Annotated in this window: 15 protein-coding genes and 1 pseudogene; 2 read left to right on the top strand and 14 right to left on the bottom strand. The window is 73.2% G+C overall.

Translation table 11 applies throughout. The features are described 5' to 3' along the window. Nucleotides 1–17: 17 nt before the first annotated feature. The 6 genes from IO29_RS01620 to IO29_RS01595 all read right to left on the bottom strand — a co-directional run bounded on the left by IO29_RS01620 (nucleotide 18) and on the right by IO29_RS01595 (nucleotide 5,521). Nucleotides 18–1,145, bottom strand: coding sequence for a DUF3500 domain-containing protein (locus IO29_RS01620; protein WP_030377192.1), 1,128 nt, complete (start codon nucleotides 1,143–1,145; stop codon nucleotides 18–20). A gap of 48 nt (nucleotides 1,146–1,193) precedes the next feature. Next, complete coding sequence (locus tag IO29_RS01615; protein WP_030377191.1) at nucleotides 1,194–2,045, bottom strand: alpha/beta fold hydrolase; 852 nt, start codon at nucleotides 2,043–2,045, stop codon at nucleotides 1,194–1,196. 291 nt (nucleotides 2,046–2,336) lie between these two features. Further along, nucleotides 2,337–2,954, bottom strand: coding sequence for a TetR/AcrR family transcriptional regulator (locus IO29_RS01610; protein WP_030377190.1), 618 nt, complete (start codon nucleotides 2,952–2,954; stop codon nucleotides 2,337–2,339). 72 nt (nucleotides 2,955–3,026) lie between these two features. Continuing rightward, entirely contained in the window at nucleotides 3,027–4,214 is a 1,188-nt protein-coding gene (locus IO29_RS01605; protein WP_030377189.1) for a pyridoxal phosphate-dependent aminotransferase, read from the bottom strand. Further along, nucleotides 4,211–4,873 (bottom strand): RraA family protein, encoded by a 663-nt coding sequence (locus IO29_RS01600; protein WP_030377188.1) that lies wholly within the window; start codon nucleotides 4,871–4,873, stop codon nucleotides 4,211–4,213. The genes IO29_RS01605 and IO29_RS01600 overlap by 4 nt, the downstream gene beginning before the upstream one ends. A gap of 309 nt (nucleotides 4,874–5,182) precedes the next feature. Further along, on the bottom strand, nucleotides 5,183–5,521 hold the full coding sequence (locus IO29_RS01595) for an EthD domain-containing protein (RefSeq protein ID WP_030377187.1): 339 nt from the start codon (nucleotides 5,519–5,521) through the stop codon (nucleotides 5,183–5,185). A gap of 128 nt (nucleotides 5,522–5,649) precedes the next feature. Between IO29_RS01595 and IO29_RS01590 the strand changes: the two genes are divergently transcribed. Further along, complete coding sequence (locus IO29_RS01590; RefSeq protein WP_030377186.1) at nucleotides 5,650–6,024, top strand: MerR family transcriptional regulator; 375 nt, start codon at nucleotides 5,650–5,652, stop codon at nucleotides 6,022–6,024. Between the two features lie 22 nt (nucleotides 6,025–6,046). Here the strand turns inward: IO29_RS01590 and IO29_RS01585 are convergent, their stop codons facing one another. The 6 genes from IO29_RS01585 to IO29_RS01560 are packed head-to-tail and all read right to left on the bottom strand — an operon-like array spanning nucleotide 6,047 to nucleotide 13,963. After that, entirely contained in the window at nucleotides 6,047–6,892 is an 846-nt protein-coding gene (locus tag IO29_RS01585) for an alpha/beta fold hydrolase (RefSeq protein ID WP_030377185.1), read from the bottom strand. Next, nucleotides 6,889–8,379: an alpha/beta hydrolase domain-containing protein gene (locus IO29_RS01580; RefSeq protein WP_030377184.1), complete on the bottom strand. Its 1,491-nt coding sequence runs from the start codon at nucleotides 8,377–8,379 to the stop codon at nucleotides 6,889–6,891. Before IO29_RS01580 ends, IO29_RS01585 begins: the two co-directional genes overlap by 4 nt. Further along, entirely contained in the window at nucleotides 8,376–9,449 is a 1,074-nt protein-coding gene (locus IO29_RS01575) for an oligopeptide/dipeptide ABC transporter ATP-binding protein (protein WP_030377183.1), read from the bottom strand. The genes IO29_RS01580 and IO29_RS01575 overlap by 4 nt, the downstream gene beginning before the upstream one ends. Beyond that, a complete protein-coding gene (locus IO29_RS01570) occupies nucleotides 9,446–11,398 on the bottom strand; it encodes a dipeptide/oligopeptide/nickel ABC transporter permease/ATP-binding protein (protein WP_030377182.1) in 1,953 nt (650 codons plus the stop codon). The genes IO29_RS01575 and IO29_RS01570 overlap by 4 nt, the downstream gene beginning before the upstream one ends. Continuing rightward, nucleotides 11,395–12,336 carry an ABC transporter permease gene (locus IO29_RS01565; RefSeq protein ID WP_030377181.1) on the bottom strand — a complete coding sequence of 314 codons (942 nt, stop codon included), beginning with the start codon at nucleotides 12,334–12,336 and terminating at the stop codon, nucleotides 11,395–11,397. The genes IO29_RS01570 and IO29_RS01565 overlap by 4 nt, the downstream gene beginning before the upstream one ends. A 37-nt stretch (nucleotides 12,337–12,373) precedes the next feature. After that, nucleotides 12,374–13,963, bottom strand: coding sequence for an ABC transporter substrate-binding protein (locus IO29_RS01560; RefSeq protein WP_234307353.1), 1,590 nt, complete (start codon nucleotides 13,961–13,963; stop codon nucleotides 12,374–12,376). A 262-nt stretch (nucleotides 13,964–14,225) separates the two neighbouring features. Between IO29_RS01560 and IO29_RS01555 the strand changes: the two genes are divergently transcribed. Next, nucleotides 14,226–15,173: a PaaX family transcriptional regulator gene (locus IO29_RS01555; protein WP_030377179.1), complete on the top strand. Its 948-nt coding sequence runs from the start codon at nucleotides 14,226–14,228 to the stop codon at nucleotides 15,171–15,173. Here IO29_RS01555 and IO29_RS01550 read toward each other — a convergent pair. Further along, a complete protein-coding gene (locus IO29_RS01550; protein WP_030377178.1) occupies nucleotides 15,073–16,188 on the bottom strand; it encodes a PaaX family transcriptional regulator in 1,116 nt (371 codons plus the stop codon). The genes IO29_RS01555 and IO29_RS01550 overlap by 101 nt on opposite strands. A 203-nt stretch (nucleotides 16,189–16,391) precedes the next feature. Continuing rightward, nucleotides 16,392–17,240 (bottom strand): annotated as a pseudogene (locus IO29_RS01545) (LysR family transcriptional regulator); the annotation flags it as partial. Between the last annotated feature and the right edge of the window lie 65 nt (nucleotides 17,241–17,305).

Genomic DNA, 17,305 nt, shown 5'->3' with positions numbered 1-17,305 from the left:
CGCTCGTGCTTCGCGGCTTACGGCGCCTGGTGACCGCTGTGGTGATGGGCCGCGTGGTGCGCGGCCAGGACGTCGCCGCCGAAGTCGGTCTCGGGGTCCCGCCACACCGCGTGGGCGTGGTTGGCGCCGCGGTGGACGTTGGTCCACTCGACGAGCAGCCGCGGGCCCTGAAGGCGGTAGTAGTGGGGTTCGCCGGGCTCGGTCGAGCCGGCCCAGGCGAGGTGTACGGCGTCCAGTGCCGCCGGGTCGTCGTAGCGGGGCAGCGGGGACACCCCTTCCGGGACGCGGTCGAGGTAGGCGGCGAGCAGGGCCCGCAACAACTCCCGCTGTGCGAGGTCGAGTTCGGCACCGGGGACGCCCTTGGGCGGCGGGGTGAGGGCCAGCGCCCGCCGGTCGGCGCCGTCGAGGCCGGTGGCCGGGTGCTCGGCGCGGTCCGGCAGGAACGGGCCGGGGCGCCACAGTTCGCGGCGCTTGAGCACGCGGTCCTCGACCCGGGGGCTGTTGCCTGCCACGACGTCGTGCGGGGGGCGGTGCAGCAGAACGGCGCGGGCGGCGGACTCCGGGTGCAGGGAGCGGACCAGTTCGCGGGCCAGGTCCTCGGCCGTCCCCAGCGGGCGCAGGCTCGCCCCACCCAGCAGGGGCGACCCGGCCGGGTCCGCGCCCAGGAAGCAGGGCGTGGTGGCGGCGACCCGCCCGTCCACCACGAGGTTGTTGAGCGAGACGTGGTGGCCGCCGAACCGCCAGCCCCAGGTGCCCTGTCCGCCGGGGTCCCCGAAGACGCGCAGGTAGTACATGCCCGGGTCGCGGGTGCGTTCGCGCCCCCAGTTCACCGAGAAGCCCTCGACGCGGTCGAGGACGTTCTCCAGGCCGAGCACGGTGGCGACCGTGACGTATCCGGCTTCGGACAGTCCGCTCGCGACGAGCCGCATCGCCAGCCGGTGCTGGGCGGGCCGCTGCTGGTGGAAGGTCAGGCCGCCGTGGTCGGTGGGCGTGTAGAACCAGCGGGTCCGTTCCGCCTCGGCCGCCTCTCCGGCGCCCGGTGCCGGTCCGACCGCCACCGCGCGCTGGTCCGCGTCCAGGGAGTCCAGCCACTCCCGGGCCGCCTCGGCCATCCGGTCCGCGACCTCGCGGGCGGCGTCAGCCATGGCCACGGGGGTGGGCCGGCCGGATGTGCGGGGATGTCGTGCGGGCGTTCATGCCGCGTCCACCTCCAGGAACGAGCGCACCCAGCGGGCGACGGTGTCGGCGAACTCCACCGCGATCCCGTGGCGTCCGCCCTCGATGGCGAGTAGTTCCGAGTCGGGGAGCTGCTGCTCCATCAGGACGGCGCCACTATAGGGGGCGAGGCGGTCCTCGGTGCCGTGCACGATCAGGGTGGGTGCGGTGATCTCGCCGAGCCGGTCGCGGACCTCGTGCTGCCGGGCGACCTCGTGCCGGCGGAGGCTCTGCTCGGGGCTGCGCCGGGTGAGCGTCCTGGCGGGCCGGGCGGCCTGCGCCGCCTGCCCCTGGGGGGTGAAGAAGAAGTCGGCGGCTGCGTTCTGCCTGTCCTCGTGGGACATGGACAGCAGCTCGTTGATCGCCGCGCTGCCCAGGGCGAAGCTCGGTGTGGTGGCGACCAGGACCAGGGATGCGACCCGTTCGGGATGGCGCAGTGCGACGTGCTGGGCGACGGCGCCGCCGAAGGAGGTGCCCAGCAGGTGTGCGGTGGGCAGTTCGAGCGCGTCCAGCAGGGCGGCGAGATCGTCGGCGAGGTCGCCCAGCGAGTAGGGAACCGGCGGGTTCACGGTGAGCCCCGAGTCGCGCTGGTCGTAGGAGATCGCCCGGATGCCCGTGCCGAGATGCGCCCGGAGGGTCGTGAACTGGGTGCGGTCGCTCTCGCCGCCGTGGACGAGCACGAGCGGCACACCGGACCCGCTGTCGATGATTCCGACCTCGAGATCACCCGCTCGTACGGTCGCCCCGGCCGGTGCGGGGGGCTCCGCCCGTTCCCGTTCCTCTGCCTTCGGCCGTTCCTGCTCCTGTTCACGTTCCTGTTGCGTTGCCACCACTGACCTCCTTGTCGATGGGATACGCAGACACCTCTCTGATTTGAGAGGAGATTATCACTTGAAGGGTGCGCCGACCCCAGGGCGGAGCGCCCCGATTCCCGGTGCCGGTCGAGAGAGAGTGTGCGGGGACGGCCGCGTACCGGGCGTCATACCCGGGAGCCACATACGCGGGTGCTACCGCGGTAGGGGGTGAAAGCGGCGGGTGGGACGATCCGGGCCGGTCAGCCCTCCGGCACGGGCGAGCGGACCTGCGCGCCGGGCGATCAACCCTCCCGGCACGGGCGGCGGTCAGCCCGCCCGCACCCACCCGCGCAGGGCGCCGCAGTACGCCTCGGTCAGCCGGGCGATGATCTCCCGGCGGGACATGGGCGTCTCCCGCAGCAGGTCCTGGATCTCCCGCGGGTCGAAGAGCATGTTGCTGAGGAACAGGGCGTGTTCGAGCATGTCCTGCGGGAGCCCGAGGTCGTCGAGCAGTCCCCGCACCGGCTCGCTCCAGGCGTCCCGCATGACGGCGATGATCTCGTTGCCGTCATGGAGCCGTTCCAGGTAGCCGCGCCGGGACCGCAGTTGCACCAGCGTCGGCCCGTGCTCGGCGAGGAGGTCCACCCATTTGTCCACGACGGCGTCGAACAGCGGCCGCCCCTGCGCACTCGACTCCAGGCTGAAGTCGCGCAGTTGCTCGACCACGCTGAGCACATACGCCGCCAGTACGTCGTCCATCGAGGAGTAGTAGCGGTAGGCGGTGGCGGGACCGATCTCCGCGCGGGACGCGATCGCCTGCATGGTGAGCTGGTCGGGCGTCTCCCGTGCGAGTTCTCCGACCGCTTCGAGCAGGCGTCGGCGGTTGCGGCGGGTGTCGCTGCGCGGCTTGCGCCTCCCCTGGGGGGCGGCCTGCTGGTCGGTCACGGGCCTCCTCCGCCTCGTCGCAGTGCAGGCAAAGGGTATCGCCTCGTGCGAGCCGCCCCGCGCAGGCCCGGATCACGCGCCCTCGAAGTAGCGCACGACGCGTTCCAGGCCGAGCCACAGGTCGTCCTCGCCGGTCGCGAACGAGATCCTCAGGTGCCCCTCGCCCGAGGGCCCGTACTCGGCGCCGGCCCGGACCAGCACCCCGCGCTCGGCGAGGTCGCGGGCGACCGCCTCGGAGGGCAGATCGCGGTCGTAGCGGAGGAAGCCGTAGAACGCTCCCTCCGGTGGGACCAGGTGCAGTCCGGGCGCGCCGGACAGCTGCGAGACCACCAGTTCGCGGCGTTGCCGGTAGGTGTCGGTCATGGCCTCGACGACGCCGTCCGGCAGGTCGAGGGCGGCCAGGGCGGCGTGCTGGACCGCGGTGTTCAGCGAGCCGTTCCAGGTCCGGTGCACCTGGGCCGCCGCGTCCACCACCGCGCGCGGCCCGGTCAGGTAGCCCACCCGCCAGCCGGTCATGGCGTACGTCTTGGAGAACGTCTGCACGTACACCGTCCGGTCGCGCAGCGACTCGACCTCCAGCGCCGAGGTCGGTTCGTGCCCCGGGTAGACCAGCCGGTGGTACGCCTCGTCGCTGACCACGAGGACGTCCGAGCCGTCTGAGCCGTCAGGGCCGCCGGAGCCGTCCGGCCCGTCCGAGCCGTCGAGGATCTTGCCGAGGGCTTCCAGCTCGTCCCTGCGGTGCACGATGCCGGTCGGGTTCGAGGGGTTCGAGAAGATCATCATCTTGGCGCCGGCGAGCGCGGCGGCCAGTGCATCGAGATCCCAGTGCAGGTCGGGGGCGAGCGGGACGTGGTCGACGGTGCCCCCGGCGAGGACGACGAGGTCGGCGTAGAGGGAGTAGGCGGGCTCCGGTACGACGACACGGTCGCCGGGGCCGATCGTCGCGAGCACGACCGCGGCCAGCGCGGCGGTGGCGCCGTGGGTGACCAGGACGTCGTCCGCGCTCCAGGTCCGGCCGGGGTGCGCCGGCAGCCTCGCGGCGAGCGCGGCGCGCAGCTCCGGCAGCCCTCGCTGGTCGGCGTAGTGGGTGTGCCCCTGGCGCAGGGCGGCGACGGCGGCCTCCACCACGGTCGGCGGGGTCGCGAGGTCCGGCTCGCCCATGGCGAGGGAGACGGCACCCGGCGGGGCCGGGGCGAGGGCCGGGCGGCGCGAGAGGCGGCGCAGCTCTTCGATCCGGGCGGCCGTCGGCACGGCGGTCATCGGGTCACCGCCGCCTCGCCGGACCGTGCGGCGAGGATGCGCTGTCGCAGCGCCTCCTCCTTCTCGCCGATGCCGTCGACCGCGTCCAGGACCTCCTGCACGCGGTGGCGCGGGACGACGACGACACCGTCGCGGTCGCCGACGACCAGATCACCCGCCGCGACCGCCACTCCGCCGACCGCCACCGGGTGTCCGACGGCGCCGGGCCCCTCCTTGAACGGTCCGGCGGGGGTGACGGCCCGCGCGTAGACGGCCAGGCCCATCTCGGACATGGCCTGGACGTCGCGTACCGCGCCGTCCACGACGGCGCCCGTGACGCCGGTGTTCACCATGATCTCGCCGATGAGGTCGCCGATGAGTGCGCGGGTGATGTCGCCGTGGCCGTTGACGACCAGGACGTCGCCGGGCCGGGCCTCGTCGAGCGCCCGGTGGACGGCCAGGTTGTCGCCGGACCGCACGTCGACGGTCAAGGCGTTGCCCAGGAGCCCGGGCGCCCCGGTGAGCAGCCGGATGCCGCCGTCCATCACGGTCATCCGCTGGAGCGCGTCGCCGACGTGGGCGGCCGGCACCTCGGCGAGCCGGCGCGTCCGCGCGGGTTCCGTGCGCTCCCAGCTCGGAGCGACGGACACGCCGTCCGTCGCCGCGGTGATGAACACCATGACACCTCTTCCTCAATCGTCATTCTTAAATGAGATGACCCTCTCGGATTGAGTACGACGATAGCCGTCCGGACGTCCGGCGGCAATGGCGCGCGCGCCGCGGCGCCCGCGGGGGCCGCCCGCCAGGGCGTACGCGAAAGGGGCGGGAGCCGGCATCACACCGGCCCCCGCCCGCAGTCCCCTTACGACAACTCCGCTACGACAACTCCCGCCGCGGCAGCCCCCGCCGCGCCGACTCTCGCGCCACGACCAGCGGCGCAGCGCAGCGGCGCGACCGCCCCGCAGAGCCCCGGTTGCCGAGCGCCTCCGTCACTGGACGACCACTCGCTCCTCGGTGACCATGACCGCCACCGACCCCATGTCGATGAAGGTGGCCTCGTCCGGCTGGACGAGCTTCTTGTAGTTCTCGGACGCGAAGAAGGCGTCGTGGTCCGCCCAGTCCTCGAACCAGATCTCGGTCAGGCCGTCGTAGGCGGGGGCCGGGTGGTTCACGGCGGGCACCGGGTGGGAGACGGTGTACCTCTTCACGTGGCGCCGGGCCTCGGGGATGGAGGTGAACAGCGGCGCGTGCCGGTTGCGGTGGTGGTCGACGAACTCCTCGAAGGACATGTCCCCGACCCGATTGATCATGAAGACGAACTTGAGCATTTCTCTGTTCCGTTCCCTGTTCTCGCCGTGCGTCGATGAGCGGGCCGCGCGACCGCGGAGTTAACCTAAACCTTCACATCGGTGTCAGGGGCAAGTCGCCGTGGCCCGGCGCACGGACAGGAGGCGGGATGCGGATCGGGGAACTGGCCGCCCGGACGGGTGTCAGCCGTCGGTCGCTGCGCTACTACGAGGACCAGGGCCTGCTCGTCAGCGCGCGCTCGTCCAGCGGGCAGCGGCACTACGACGACGGCCATGTCGAACGGGTCCACCTCATCCAGGCGTTCCTGGCCGCGGGCATGTCCACCGGCACCATCGCCGACATGGTCCCCTGCATGGCGGAGCCGAGCCGGGGCAGGGCGGAGCGGGCGCTGGCGATCATGAGTGACGAACGGGCGCGGCTGTCCTCCGCGCTGGACTCCCTCGCCGCCGCCAGGAGCGAACTGGACCGTCTCATCGAGGTCAACCGCGGGTACCTGGCGGCGTCGGAGGACGGCGCGTCGTAGCCCGTTCACGGCGGTGACACGGTCACCACCGGCCTCCCCTGCGCTCGTAGTCGGCGAGTTCGTCCAGGTACAGCCGCACCTCGCGGGCCACCCTGGCCGGGCGTTCGCGGGCGACGAAATGGCCCTCGTCCTCGAAGAGGACCGACTTGCAGTGCGGTACGCGGGTCGCGGCGCGCAGTGCCGAGGCGGGTGAGATGACGCCGTCGCGCATGCCGGCCAGCGACAGCACCGGGACCGTGAGGGTCTCCAGGATCGCGGCGACCTCGTCGTCGGTGGTGGCCTCGGGGAAGGGCATGCCCTGGTTGACCGTGGCCTCCTCGTCCGTCAGTCGCGACTGCCGTGTGACGAGGGCGCGGACGGTCTCCTCGCGGAGCGCGAGCCGTTCCTCGCCCTCGGTGCGGCCGCCCAGGATGCGGAACTGCTCCTCGAGGACGGCGGGGTCGTGCCGTCCGGCGATGACGCGGCGGCGCCCCTCGGAGGAGGAGGTGTCGCCCGTGCGGTCGTGCGGTGTGCCGACCACGCTGATCAGCGCGCGCAGCCGTTCGGGGTGGTTGCGCGCGAGGTGCCAGCCGATGCCGGCGCCGTGCGAGACACCCGTGTAGACGAAGGTGCCGATGCCGAGGTGGTCGGCGACGGCCAGGACGTCCTCGCCCCACTGGTCGAGCCAGCCGGCGGCCGGCGGCTCGGCGAGGTGGCTGGAGCGGCCGAAGCCGCGCGCCTGCACGGTGACGACCGTGCAGCCGTACGGGGGTTCGGCGAGGATCGCGGGGTAGGCGTCGAAGCCGGCCGCGCTGGAGAGGACGACGTCGTCGCCGGAGCCGTGGCGTTCGTACCAGACGTCGGCTCCGGTCAGGCGGAGGACGCTCATGCGTGGGGTCCCTTCTGGTCGGCGGCGTGCGCCGCGGGGTGGTCCGGCCGGGGCGGGAGGTGGCCGCGGCGGGCCGCGTCGAGCAGTGCGCGGGCGTCCGGCTCCAGGAGCAGGCCCTGGTCGGTGAGGCGGCGGCAGGCCTCCGCGAAGCGGTCCGCGTGGTCCTGGGGGCCGGGGTAGAGCCGGGCCAGCCGGGCGGGCGGCAGGGGTGTCATGTGGCCGATGAGCCCGGCGACCGCGCGGGGGTCGGCCAGGGGTGCCCAGGGCGAGGGGCGGCAGGAGCCCGGGGCGGGGGTGCTGTGCGGGGCGTAGGCGGCGAGCGGGGCCTCCACCCAGGGGGTGCGGACCCCGCCGAGCACATTGCCGTCCGCGTCACGCAGCAGTTCCTCGGCCGCTCCGGCGGGCGCGCCGCCGGCGGGGGCGGTGTAGCCGAAGCGTGCGGCGCGCGGCGGTGGCTGGCCGGTGGCGGCCCAGCGGTGCAGCAGGGCGTAGGCGGCGCGGGCGACGGCGTCGAGGCGGGCGTCGCTCGGCTGCTCCGCGATCCGCCAGTGGGGCACGTCGTGGCCCAGCCGGCGGAACTGGGTGGTGTTGGTCAGGACGGCGGAGGTCGACGGGTCGTGGTGGGAGGTGCCGGCGACCTGGTAGAGCCGGTAGCGGTCGCCGGGTGCGTCGCTGTCCGGCCGCAGCGCGGCGCGGTGGGTCTCGCTCTCGTACTCGCTGAGCACCTCGATGACGGGGACGTCGGCGGGCCTGATGGTGCGCCGCGGGTCGTCGGGCGGCAGGAGTTCGGAGTCGTCGGACAGCGGCGGGTAGCCGGAGGCGCCGGCGGCGCCGGAGGAGATGCCGATGAGGTAGCCGTCCACGGCGGGCCGGCCGTCGGGCAGCCGGTGCCGGTCGTGGAAGCCGTCCTGGAGGAAGACCCGGCAGAAGCTGCCGGTGTTGGACCACCCGGAGAGGTAGACGTGCTCGACCTGTGCGGCCAGGTCGCCCAGGACGCTGTGTGCGGGGGTGCGCAGTGCCGCGAGGACCGTGCCGACGACGTCCCAGCGCACCCCGGCGGCGGGCAGGGACACCTCGCGGTACCGCTCGGGGTCGAAGTGTTCCCGCAGGGTCGCGGCGCTGCGGTGGTCCTGGGTGATGCCGATCCAGGCGGCACCGGTGGCGGTGATCCAGCCGTGCGCCGTGCGCCAGGCGGGCGCGCTGTCGTAGTCCGGGTGGAGCGGTTCGGCCTCGACGACGCCGTTGAAGCGTCCGGGGGCGGGGGTGCGGACCAGGACCCGGGTGGTGAAGGGCTGTTCGCCGGTGCGTTCCAGGACGCCGCCGCGGTGGCGGTAGAGCCCGGCCGTGCCGCTGACCAGGAATTCGCGTTCGGTGTATCCGAGGGGGCCGAGGTCCACGCCGACGCCGGCGCCCTCGCCGGGGAGGTGGCTGGTGCCCAGCGGCGGTGAGCCGGGGTCGCGGGGCAGTTCACGGGGGTGCGGGGTCACGGGGTTCCGTTCTTCCGGTTCGGCGCCGGGGCCGGGGCCGGGCCGAAGGGTTCGGTCCAGGCCGGGAGGTCCTCGGCGCGGTGGCAGGCGACCCGGCCGCCGTGCGGCGCCTCGCGCAGGGCGGGACGTTCGGTGCGGCAGCGGTCGACGGCGAAGGGGCAGCGATGGGTGAACGGGCAGGCGTCCGCGAGGGGCCGGGCCCTGGCCGGCGGCGGTGTCATCGCCTCCCGGCGCTCCCGGCGCTCCCGTTGCCCGCCGACGCTGTGCAGCGGGGCGGACATGACCAGCTGCCGGGTGTACGGATGGCTCGGGGCGCGGCAGACGTCCTCGGCGGTCCCGGACTCCATCACCCGGCCGCGGTAGAGGACGACGAGGTCCTCGGCGATGTGGTGCACGACGGCGAGGTCGTGGGTGATGAACAGCAGCGACAGACCGAGGTCCTGCTGGAGTTCGAGGAGCAGGTTGAGGATCTGCGCCTGGACGGACAGGTCCAGCGCGCTGACCGCCTCGTCGCAGATGACGAGTTCGGGCCGCACGATCAGGGCCCGGGCGACGGAGATGCGCTGCCGCTGGCCTCCGGAGAACTGCGCCGGGTAGCGGTCCGCCGTGTCGGGCGGCAGGCCCACCCGGTCCAGGATGGCGCGGACGGCCTCCTGGCAGTCGGCCCGGGTCAGCGGGGTGCCGGTGCGGGCGGCGCGGGCCCGCAGCGGTTCGGCGAGGGTGTAGCCGATGGTCTTGGTGGGGTCCAGGGAGCTGTAGGGGTCCTGGAAGACGACCTGGATCTCCTGCGGCCGGGCGGCGCGGCGGCCGAGGTCGTGCAGCCGGGCCGGACCGTAGGTGACGGCGCCGGAGCCGACCGGTGCCATGCCGAGGACGGCCTTGGCCACGGTCGACTTGCCCGATCCCGACTCGCCCACCAGGCCCACGCTGCGGCCCGCGGGGACCCGCAGGCTGACCCCGTCCACCGCGCGGCGCCGTCTGCGCCGGCCGAGGGGGTAGTCCACCACGAGGTCGCTGATCAGGAGGCCGGCTCCGTCGCCGTCCCGCGTCCGGGGGTCCTGCTCGCTCATCGTCGGGCCTCCAGGCGCGCGGTGTGGATGCATCGGCTCGTGCGGTGTTCGCCGAGCGGGACCAGCGGGATGTCCTTCTCGGCGCAGTCGGCCTCGGCGAGGGGGCAGCGGGTGCGGAACCGGCATCCCGCGGGCCGGTCGCCGGGCGGGGGCACCGTCCCCTCGACGGCCTTGATCGGGGTGCGGCGCGGGGCGTGTTCGGGGCCGGCGGCCATCAGGGCGGCGGTGTACGGATGGGACGGCCGGGCGAAGACGTCCTCCACGGGGGCGTTCTCGACGACCTGGCCCGCGTACATGACGGCCACGTCGGAGCAGAGGTCGGCGACGACGCCCCAGTCGTGGGTGACGAGCAGGACGGCCATGCCGGTCTCCTGCTGGATGCGGCGCAGCAGGGCGAGGATGTCGGCCTGCACCGTGACGTCCAGGGCGGTGGTCGGCTCGTCGGCGATGAGCAGTTCGGGGGATCCGGCCAGGGCCGCGGCGATCGCGACGCGCTGTGCCATGCCGCCGGAGATCTGGAAGGGATAGCGGGTGACGATCTCCTCCGGATCGGGCAGCTCGACCATCCGGAGCAGTTCGAGGACCCGGTGCCGCGCGGCCCCGCGGGACATCCCGGTGTGGGCGCGCACGAGTTCGCCGAGCTGGGCGCCGATCCGGAACGACGGGTCGAGGGCCACCATGGGTTCCTGCGAGATCAGAGCGATGCCGGTGCCGCGGACCGCCGCAAGGTCCCGGCGGCTCGCCCGGGTCAGCTCCTCGCCCCGGAAGCGGACGGAGCCGCCGGTGACCGAGCCGTTGGCTTCCAGCAGGCCGAGGACGGCGCGCGCGGTGACGGACTTGCCACTGCCGGACTCGCCGACCAGGCCCAGCGTGCGGCCGGCCCGTACGTCGAAGCTCACCTTGGTCAGCACCTCGGCCTCGCCGCGCGGGGTGAGGAAGGAGACGTCGAGGTCCCGCACGGAGAGCAGGGCGGTACCGTCGGGGCCGGGCACGGAGTGCGGCGTGGGGCCGTCGCCGGGTGCCACGGGCGTCCGGCGCCGGGCGCGCAGTCCGCCGGAGGAGGTGTGGCCCTGCGCGGTGACGTCGCGGACGACGTCGCCGAGGATGCCGAAGGCCAGCACGGTCAGGGCGATCAGCCCGCCGGCCGGGACCAGCAGCCAGGGCGCCCTGGACAGGGTGACGGCGGACTCGTTGATCATGCCGCCCCAGGTGGGGCTGGGCGGCGGCGGGCCGAGGCCCAGGAAGGTCAGTCCGGTCTGGATGCTCAGGGCGACGGCGGCGAACAGCGAGGTCTGGACGATGATGACGCCGCGGCAGCGGGGCAGGATGTGCCGGAAGATCATCCGGATGCGGCCGATTCCGAGCAACTCGGCGGCGGACACGTAGAGTTCCTGACGGACCGTCATGGCGGCGCCGCGCACGACGCGGAGCGTGCCCGAGGCGCTCAGCACGCCGAGGGTGATCATCGCGGCGGCGATGGAGCGGTCGAAGATGGTGAGGACGGCCAGCAGGACCACGATCGTCGGCACGGACATCACGAGGTCGCAGACACGCATCACGATCCGGTCGAAGCGGCCGCCGAGGTATCCGGCGGCGACGCCGAGGGGCACGGCGGCCACCAGCTGCGCGAGGACGCCTTCGAGCACGCCCGCCAGGGCGGGGCGGCCGCCGTAGAGCAGTCTGCTGAGAAGGTCCCGGCCGAGGGTGTCGGTGCCGAGCCAGTGGTCCGCGGACGGTGTCTGAAGCACGTGGTGCAGGTTCTGCCGCAGAGGGTCGGCGGGGGCCAGGACCGGTGCCGCCGCGGTGGCCAGGACCAGCAGGAGCAGGAACCCGCCGGCGAGCGTGCCCCGGGGGGTGCGCAGGACCTGGCGGAGGATGCCGCGGTTCCCGCCGTTCCCGCCCGCCGGTGCGGGTGCCGTGGTGGGCGTCGCGGGTGCCGTGGTGGTCATGTGGCACGCACCTTGGGGTTGAGGAGGCCGTAGGCGATGTCGATCAGCAGGTTCACGACGATCACCGCGAGGGTGAGGACCACGCCGACGCCGAGGATGACGGGAACGTCGTGGTCGAGGGTGGCCTGGGTGGCGAGGGTGCCCAGGCCCGGCAGCACGAAGACGTTCTCGACGAAGACGGCGCCGCTGAGCATCCCGATGGAGACCAGGCCGAGCGAGGTGACCACGGGGATGGCGGCGTTGCGCAGGACGTGCCGCAGGAGCAGCGAGGCTGTGCCCACGCCGTTTGCCCGCAGGAAGCGGACGTAGTCGGCCTCGAGCACTTCGGCGACACAGTCGCGGGTCTGTTTCGCCACGGCCGTGACGCCGTGCAGGCTCAGGGCGAGGACCGGGAGCACGATCGAGCGCAGCCAGCCGCCCGGCGATTCGGCGAACGGTGTGTAACCGGTCGCCGGCAGCAGACCGGCGCGGTCGGCGACGGCGGCCACCAGCAGCAGGGCGATCCAGAAGCTGGGCAGGGCGAAGCCGAGCAGGGACACCACGTCGACGAGGCGTCCGGGGAGCCCGCCCCGGGCGGCGCCGGCGAAGCCCAGGGCGATGCCGGCGACGGCGCTGAGCAGCATGCTCGGCACCAGCAGGGAGAGCGTCACGCCGAGCCGGGTGTTCAGGCTCGACGTGACGTCGACGCCGCTGATGATCGAGGTGCCGAGGTCGCCGTGGAGCGCGCCGGTCAGCCAGTCGCCGTAGCGGGTGAACAGTGGTTCGTTCAGGCCGAGTTGGTCGCGGAGTGCGGCCACGCTCTGCGGGTTGGCGTTCTCCCCGAGGAGGGTGCGGGCGGCGTCTCCGGGGACGAACGCCTGGAGGACGAAGACGATGAGGGTGACGATCAGCAGCAGCGGGACCGACGTCACGATCCGGTTCGCGATCAGACGCAGCACGGTATGCCTCCGGCTCCCCGGCGGGGGTGTGCGGCTCTCACCGCAGCCGCCAGGACAGATCGGCGCGGGGTCCGGTCGGGACGGGGTTGGGGTTGATCACCGAGGACGTGATGTTCTTGAGGTCCTTGGTGGCGTAGGAGATGTTCTTCGTCGCGAAGACGGGCACGAACCATGTCAGCTCCTGAAAGCGTGCGGAGGCCTTCCGGTACAGCTCGGCGCGGGCCTCGTCGTCGGTCTCGGCGGCCGCCCGGCCGAGGAGTGCCTTCAGCTCCGGGTCCGAGGAGCCGAAGGGGTTGAAGGCGCCGCTCATGACCTGGGAGGCGACCTCGGCGGTGGTGGTGCCGACGTTGGGGAAGAGGGTGACGGCGTACTTCTTCGACAGCGCGTCGGCGGTGAACTGGCCGATGCCGGTGGTCTGCACCTTGAGGGTCACCTCGATGCCGATGTCCTCCAGGGCGGCGGCGACGGCCTGGGAGTAGGTGGTGTTGGGGTCGATGAGGGACTGGGTCAGCACGGTGAGCCGGAACCCGTGCGGATAACCGGCCTCGGCCAGCAGTTTCTTCGCCTCACGGACGTCGTATCCGTAGCCGAGGGACGGATCGTGGCCGTCGGTGCCCGGCAGCAGCATCTGGCCGCTCGGGGAGGCGTAGGGGCCGGCCAGCCCCTTGGCCATCGTCGGCCGGTCGAAGGCCAGCGCGATCGCCCGGCGCACGCGGACGTCGGCGAGCGGCGGCGCGACCCTGCCCTCGCGGTCGACGAGGTTCAGGGCCCAGTTGTAGAAGGGCGCGGTGCGTACGGTGAGCCCCGCGCGTTTCGCGGCGTCCGCGGTGTTGGCGTTGCCGGAGGAGGCGTACTGCACCTGGCCGGTGCGCGCGGCGGACAGTACGGCGTTGGCGTTGCCGATGACGTGGATGACCACGGAGTCGAAGTGCCGCGCCTTCGGCCGGAAGTAGCGGGGGTTGCGCTTGTACACGTAGGTGTTGCCGGCGACGGAGGCCTTCCCGTCGTACACGTACTGGCCGGTGCCGCTGCTGGAGGTGAGCAGTGACTGGGGGGCGGCGAGCCCGGCGGGGCCGATGATGTTGCCGATGCCGTAGTACTGGGTCATCGTCATCGCCGCGTCGGACTGCGGTTCCGCGTAGGTGACGCGCACGGTCATGGGGCCGGTCGCCCGGATGCTCTTGACCGCTCCGACCTTGCCGACCAGGCCGCCGCCGGCCTTGAGGAAGTAGTTCATCGACGCGGCCGCCGCCTCGGCGTCGAGGGAGGAGCCGTCGGAGAAGGTGACACCGTCGCGCAGGGTCAGTTCGAAGACGGTGTTGGTGTCGTCCAGGTAGCGCCACGAGGTGGCCAGGTCCGGCACCAGCTCGCCCTTTCCGCTGAGGTAGACCAGCGGGTCGTAGGCGAGGGCGGAGAACATGGTGGAGCCGCCGTTGCCGGCCATGGCCGGGTTCATGCTGATCGGCGGTCCGGTGAATTGCAAAGAGAGCTGCTTGCCGGCGACGCTGCCGCTCCCCGTTCCGGCGCAGGCACCCAGCAGGAGTGCCGAGGCCAGGGCGAGGGCGGCGAGACGGGAGCGACCGGCCGGACGGCGGCTCCGCCCGGTTCCACGATGAGGCTGCTTCATCACGCGCTCCGGTGGGTGTGATTCGGCCACGAGTTGCAGTGAACGTATATGTGCCCCTGACGGCCGTCAACATAAGTGCAACAGATATTTACCGCCCCGACATCGGGGCCGGATCGGCGCCGGACGGCCGTGAGGTTGACGCTTTCCCGACAGAACGGGATCATGTGCGAGCCACAGCGTCCACTTCACTGACCGAACGCAGAGGAAAGTGTCACGCGTTCAAGGCTTCGCAGGGTTCTTCGCAGAGTGAGGGGCACAGAGGGTGCAGACCGATTCCGTTTCCTCCGGGGAGTTGGCGGACGTGGCGCTGCCGCGCGCACAGGGCGGTTCCTCGCCCCAGCACCTGCTGGTCACTCTCCTCGGCGACTACTGGATACGACAGGAGCGGGACCTGCCCTCGGCCGGACTGATCGAGCTCCTGGCCGAGTTCGAGGTGACCGCCTCCAGCGCCCGCGCGGCACTCAACCGGCTGCTGCGCCGCGGACTGGTCGACGTCCGCAGGGCCGGCCGCCAGACGTTCTACCGGCTCAGCCCCCAGGTCGTGGAGCGGGTCGTCGAGGGCGGCCGCCGCATCGCCTCGTTCGGCCTCGACGCCGACTGGAGCGGGCAGTGGACGATCGTCGCCTTCTCCATCCCGGAGAACCGCCGGGAGAGCAGACACCTGCTCCGCTCCCGGCTCGGCTGGTTCGGCTTCGCCCCGCTCTACGACGCGCTCTGGGTGTCCGCCACGTCGACGGCCGCCGACGCCAGGACGGTCCTCACGGCCCTGGAGATCTCCTCGGCGACCGTGTTCACCGCGACCGCCGAGACGACGGTCGACCGCTCGCCGCTGTCGGCCTGGGACCTGGACGAACTCGCGGCGGTCTACACCTCGTTCATCGACGAGACCCGCCCGTTGCGGGACGCCGTCCTCGCCGGACGCGTCACACCGCGGCAGGCGCTCATCGCGCGGACCCGGCTGATGGACACCTACCGCCGTTTCCCCGGAAAGGATCCCGGACTGCCCAGCGCCCACATGCCGCCCGGATGGCCGCGCGAGCGGGCCCGCGCCCTGTTCACCGAGGTCTACGACGCGCTGGGGCCCCTCGCCGAGTCACGGGTCAGGCAGATCATGGGCGCGCACGACTCCGAGGCGGCGCGGCGGGCGGGGTTCCAGTCCGTGGCCCAGTTGCGCGGCGGGCCGGTGACGGGGGATGCGGCACCGGGGTGAGGCCGGGCGGTGCGCCCTGTACGCGGGTGTCCGGCCGCTCCGCACGGGGACCCTCCGGCCGCTCCGCCGTCTCCTCCTCCCCCTCCCCCTGCCAGGCGTCGGTGGTGCGGTGCGTGGTGAGCTCGGCGAGGGCTTCGTCGTGGGCGGCGACGATCTGGCGGAACCGCAGTTCGGCAAGGGGGCCCAGACCGTCGTAGAGGTCCTGGAAGACCTCTGTGGCCCGCGCGCGCGGCCAGTCGTCCGGCAGGAGGTCCTCGGGCAGGTCGGAGTCGAGGCCGGGGAAGGTGCGCCAGGCGTCGAAGACCCGGAGCCGCTCGGCGAGCGCGTCGCCCAGGGTGAGGTCGCCGCGGGCCAGACGCGCCGCGGCCTCCCGGTGTTCCGTCACGAAGGCGCGGTAGGCCTCCGCCACCGCGTCCAGGTCCCAGGCCGTCAGCGGCGAGATCCCGCCGGCCTCCGCGGCCCGCAGTACCGTCAGATTGCCGACCCCCGCCGCCCGGAAGATGGGTTCCAGCGCCTCGGGGTCGGCGTGCGGGGAGACCCAGAGGCCGTCGAAGAGCGGGGCGAAACCGAGCCAGCGCAGATAGCTGCGCACCCGGTGCCGCACATGCCGCTGCTGCTCGGGGATGCTGAAGCCGGCCACCGTCCACAGGCCGTCCCAGAGGTCCCGTCCGGTACCGAAGCGGACGATGCTGAGGATCTTCTGCCTGCTGTCCTCGCGGCCGGTCTCGCTGAACCGCAGATAGGACTGGCGTCCGGAACGTTCCGCTTCCAGCACGCCGCGTTTGACCAGCCGGTTGGCCGTCGCCCTGGCACTGGTCTCGCTGACGCCGAACTCGGCCAGCAGGGAGATGACCACGCTCATCGGCAGGGCCGCCGGGGCGTCCAGCCAGTACTCGCCGAGCAGCGTGGTCAGCAGCCGCTGCGGTGAGGCGCCGGTCTGCTGACGCGGAAGGACGCTGCCCTCCTCGGCCCGCCGGAGGACGAGGGCTTCGATGGAACGCTTCTCGGACGGCATCGCCTCAGCCTAGGGCCTGGGCGTCACCGCCCGCCCCCACCGGGTCCGCCTCACGTCGCCGGGCCGGCGGCCTCCCCCTTCGAAGCCTTCGACGTCTCCGACGCCTGCGCCACCTCCGATGCCTGCGCCGCCTGCGCCGCCTCCGACGCCTCCGACGCCTGCGCCGCCTCCGACGCCTCCGACGCCTGCGCCGCTTCCGATGCCTGCGCCGCCTCCGTCGCGGCGGCGACGAAGGAGGCGACCAGGGGGCGGCGGTCGTCCTGCGACCAGGCGACGACCAGTGCGCTGCGGGGTGCGTCGGCCACCGGCCGGTAGACGAGGCCGGGTTGGGCGGGCAGGGCCAGCGAGCGGGGCAGGACCGCGACCGTGCGGCCCAGTCTGATCATGTCGAAGAGGACCGCCCCGTCCTCGACCTCGGGCCCCGGCCGGCCCTCGGGCGCCCCGGTCCAGCGCACGCCCTTCCAGCGGGGCAGCGCCTCCTGGGCGAGGTCGGCGAGAGTGACCTCGGGGCGGGCGGCGAGGCGGTGGCCGGGCGGCAGGATGGCGACGCGCCCCTCGACCGTCAGCGTCTCGTGGTCGAGCCCGCTCGTGTCGTCGAACGGCACGTACAGCAGGGCGACATCCGCGCGGCCGTCGCGCACGTGGTCGGCGCGGTCGGTGGCGCCGCCGAAGAGGATGTCCACCTGGCGGGCGTCGGGCCGGCGGGCGTAGGCGGCCAGGATGCCGGACAGGAGGTTGGCGTCGCCGCCGGCCTTGATCACCAGACGCAGCCCGCCCTGCCGGTCGCCGGCCCGGCGGGCCTTCTCGGCGGCGGCCGCGACGGCGTTGAGCGCGTGCCGGCCGTGGGTCAGCAGTGCCTCGCCCGCGGGGGTGAGGGCGACGTGTCGGCTGGAGCGGTGCAGCAGGGTCGTCCCGAGCCGGGACTCCAGCCGCCGGACCGCCTTGGAGAGGGCCGGCTGCGCGAGGGCCAGCCGGGTCGCGGCGCGGCCGAAGTGCAGCTCCTCGGCGACGGCGACGAAGTACTCCAGCTCGCGGGTCTCCAGCTCGGCCATGCGGGCAAGCCTATCGCCCGATCCATTCCCGCAAGGCATCGAACGCGAACGGACGGATCTTGGAC

This window comes from Streptomyces sp. NRRL F-6676 (genome assembly GCF_000725625.1).
In the GTDB taxonomy this organism is placed as follows: domain Bacteria; phylum Actinomycetota; class Actinomycetes; order Streptomycetales; family Streptomycetaceae; genus Streptomyces.
Note: the sequence above shows the minus strand (reverse complement) of the source record. Positions and strands in the feature narration are given on the sequence as shown.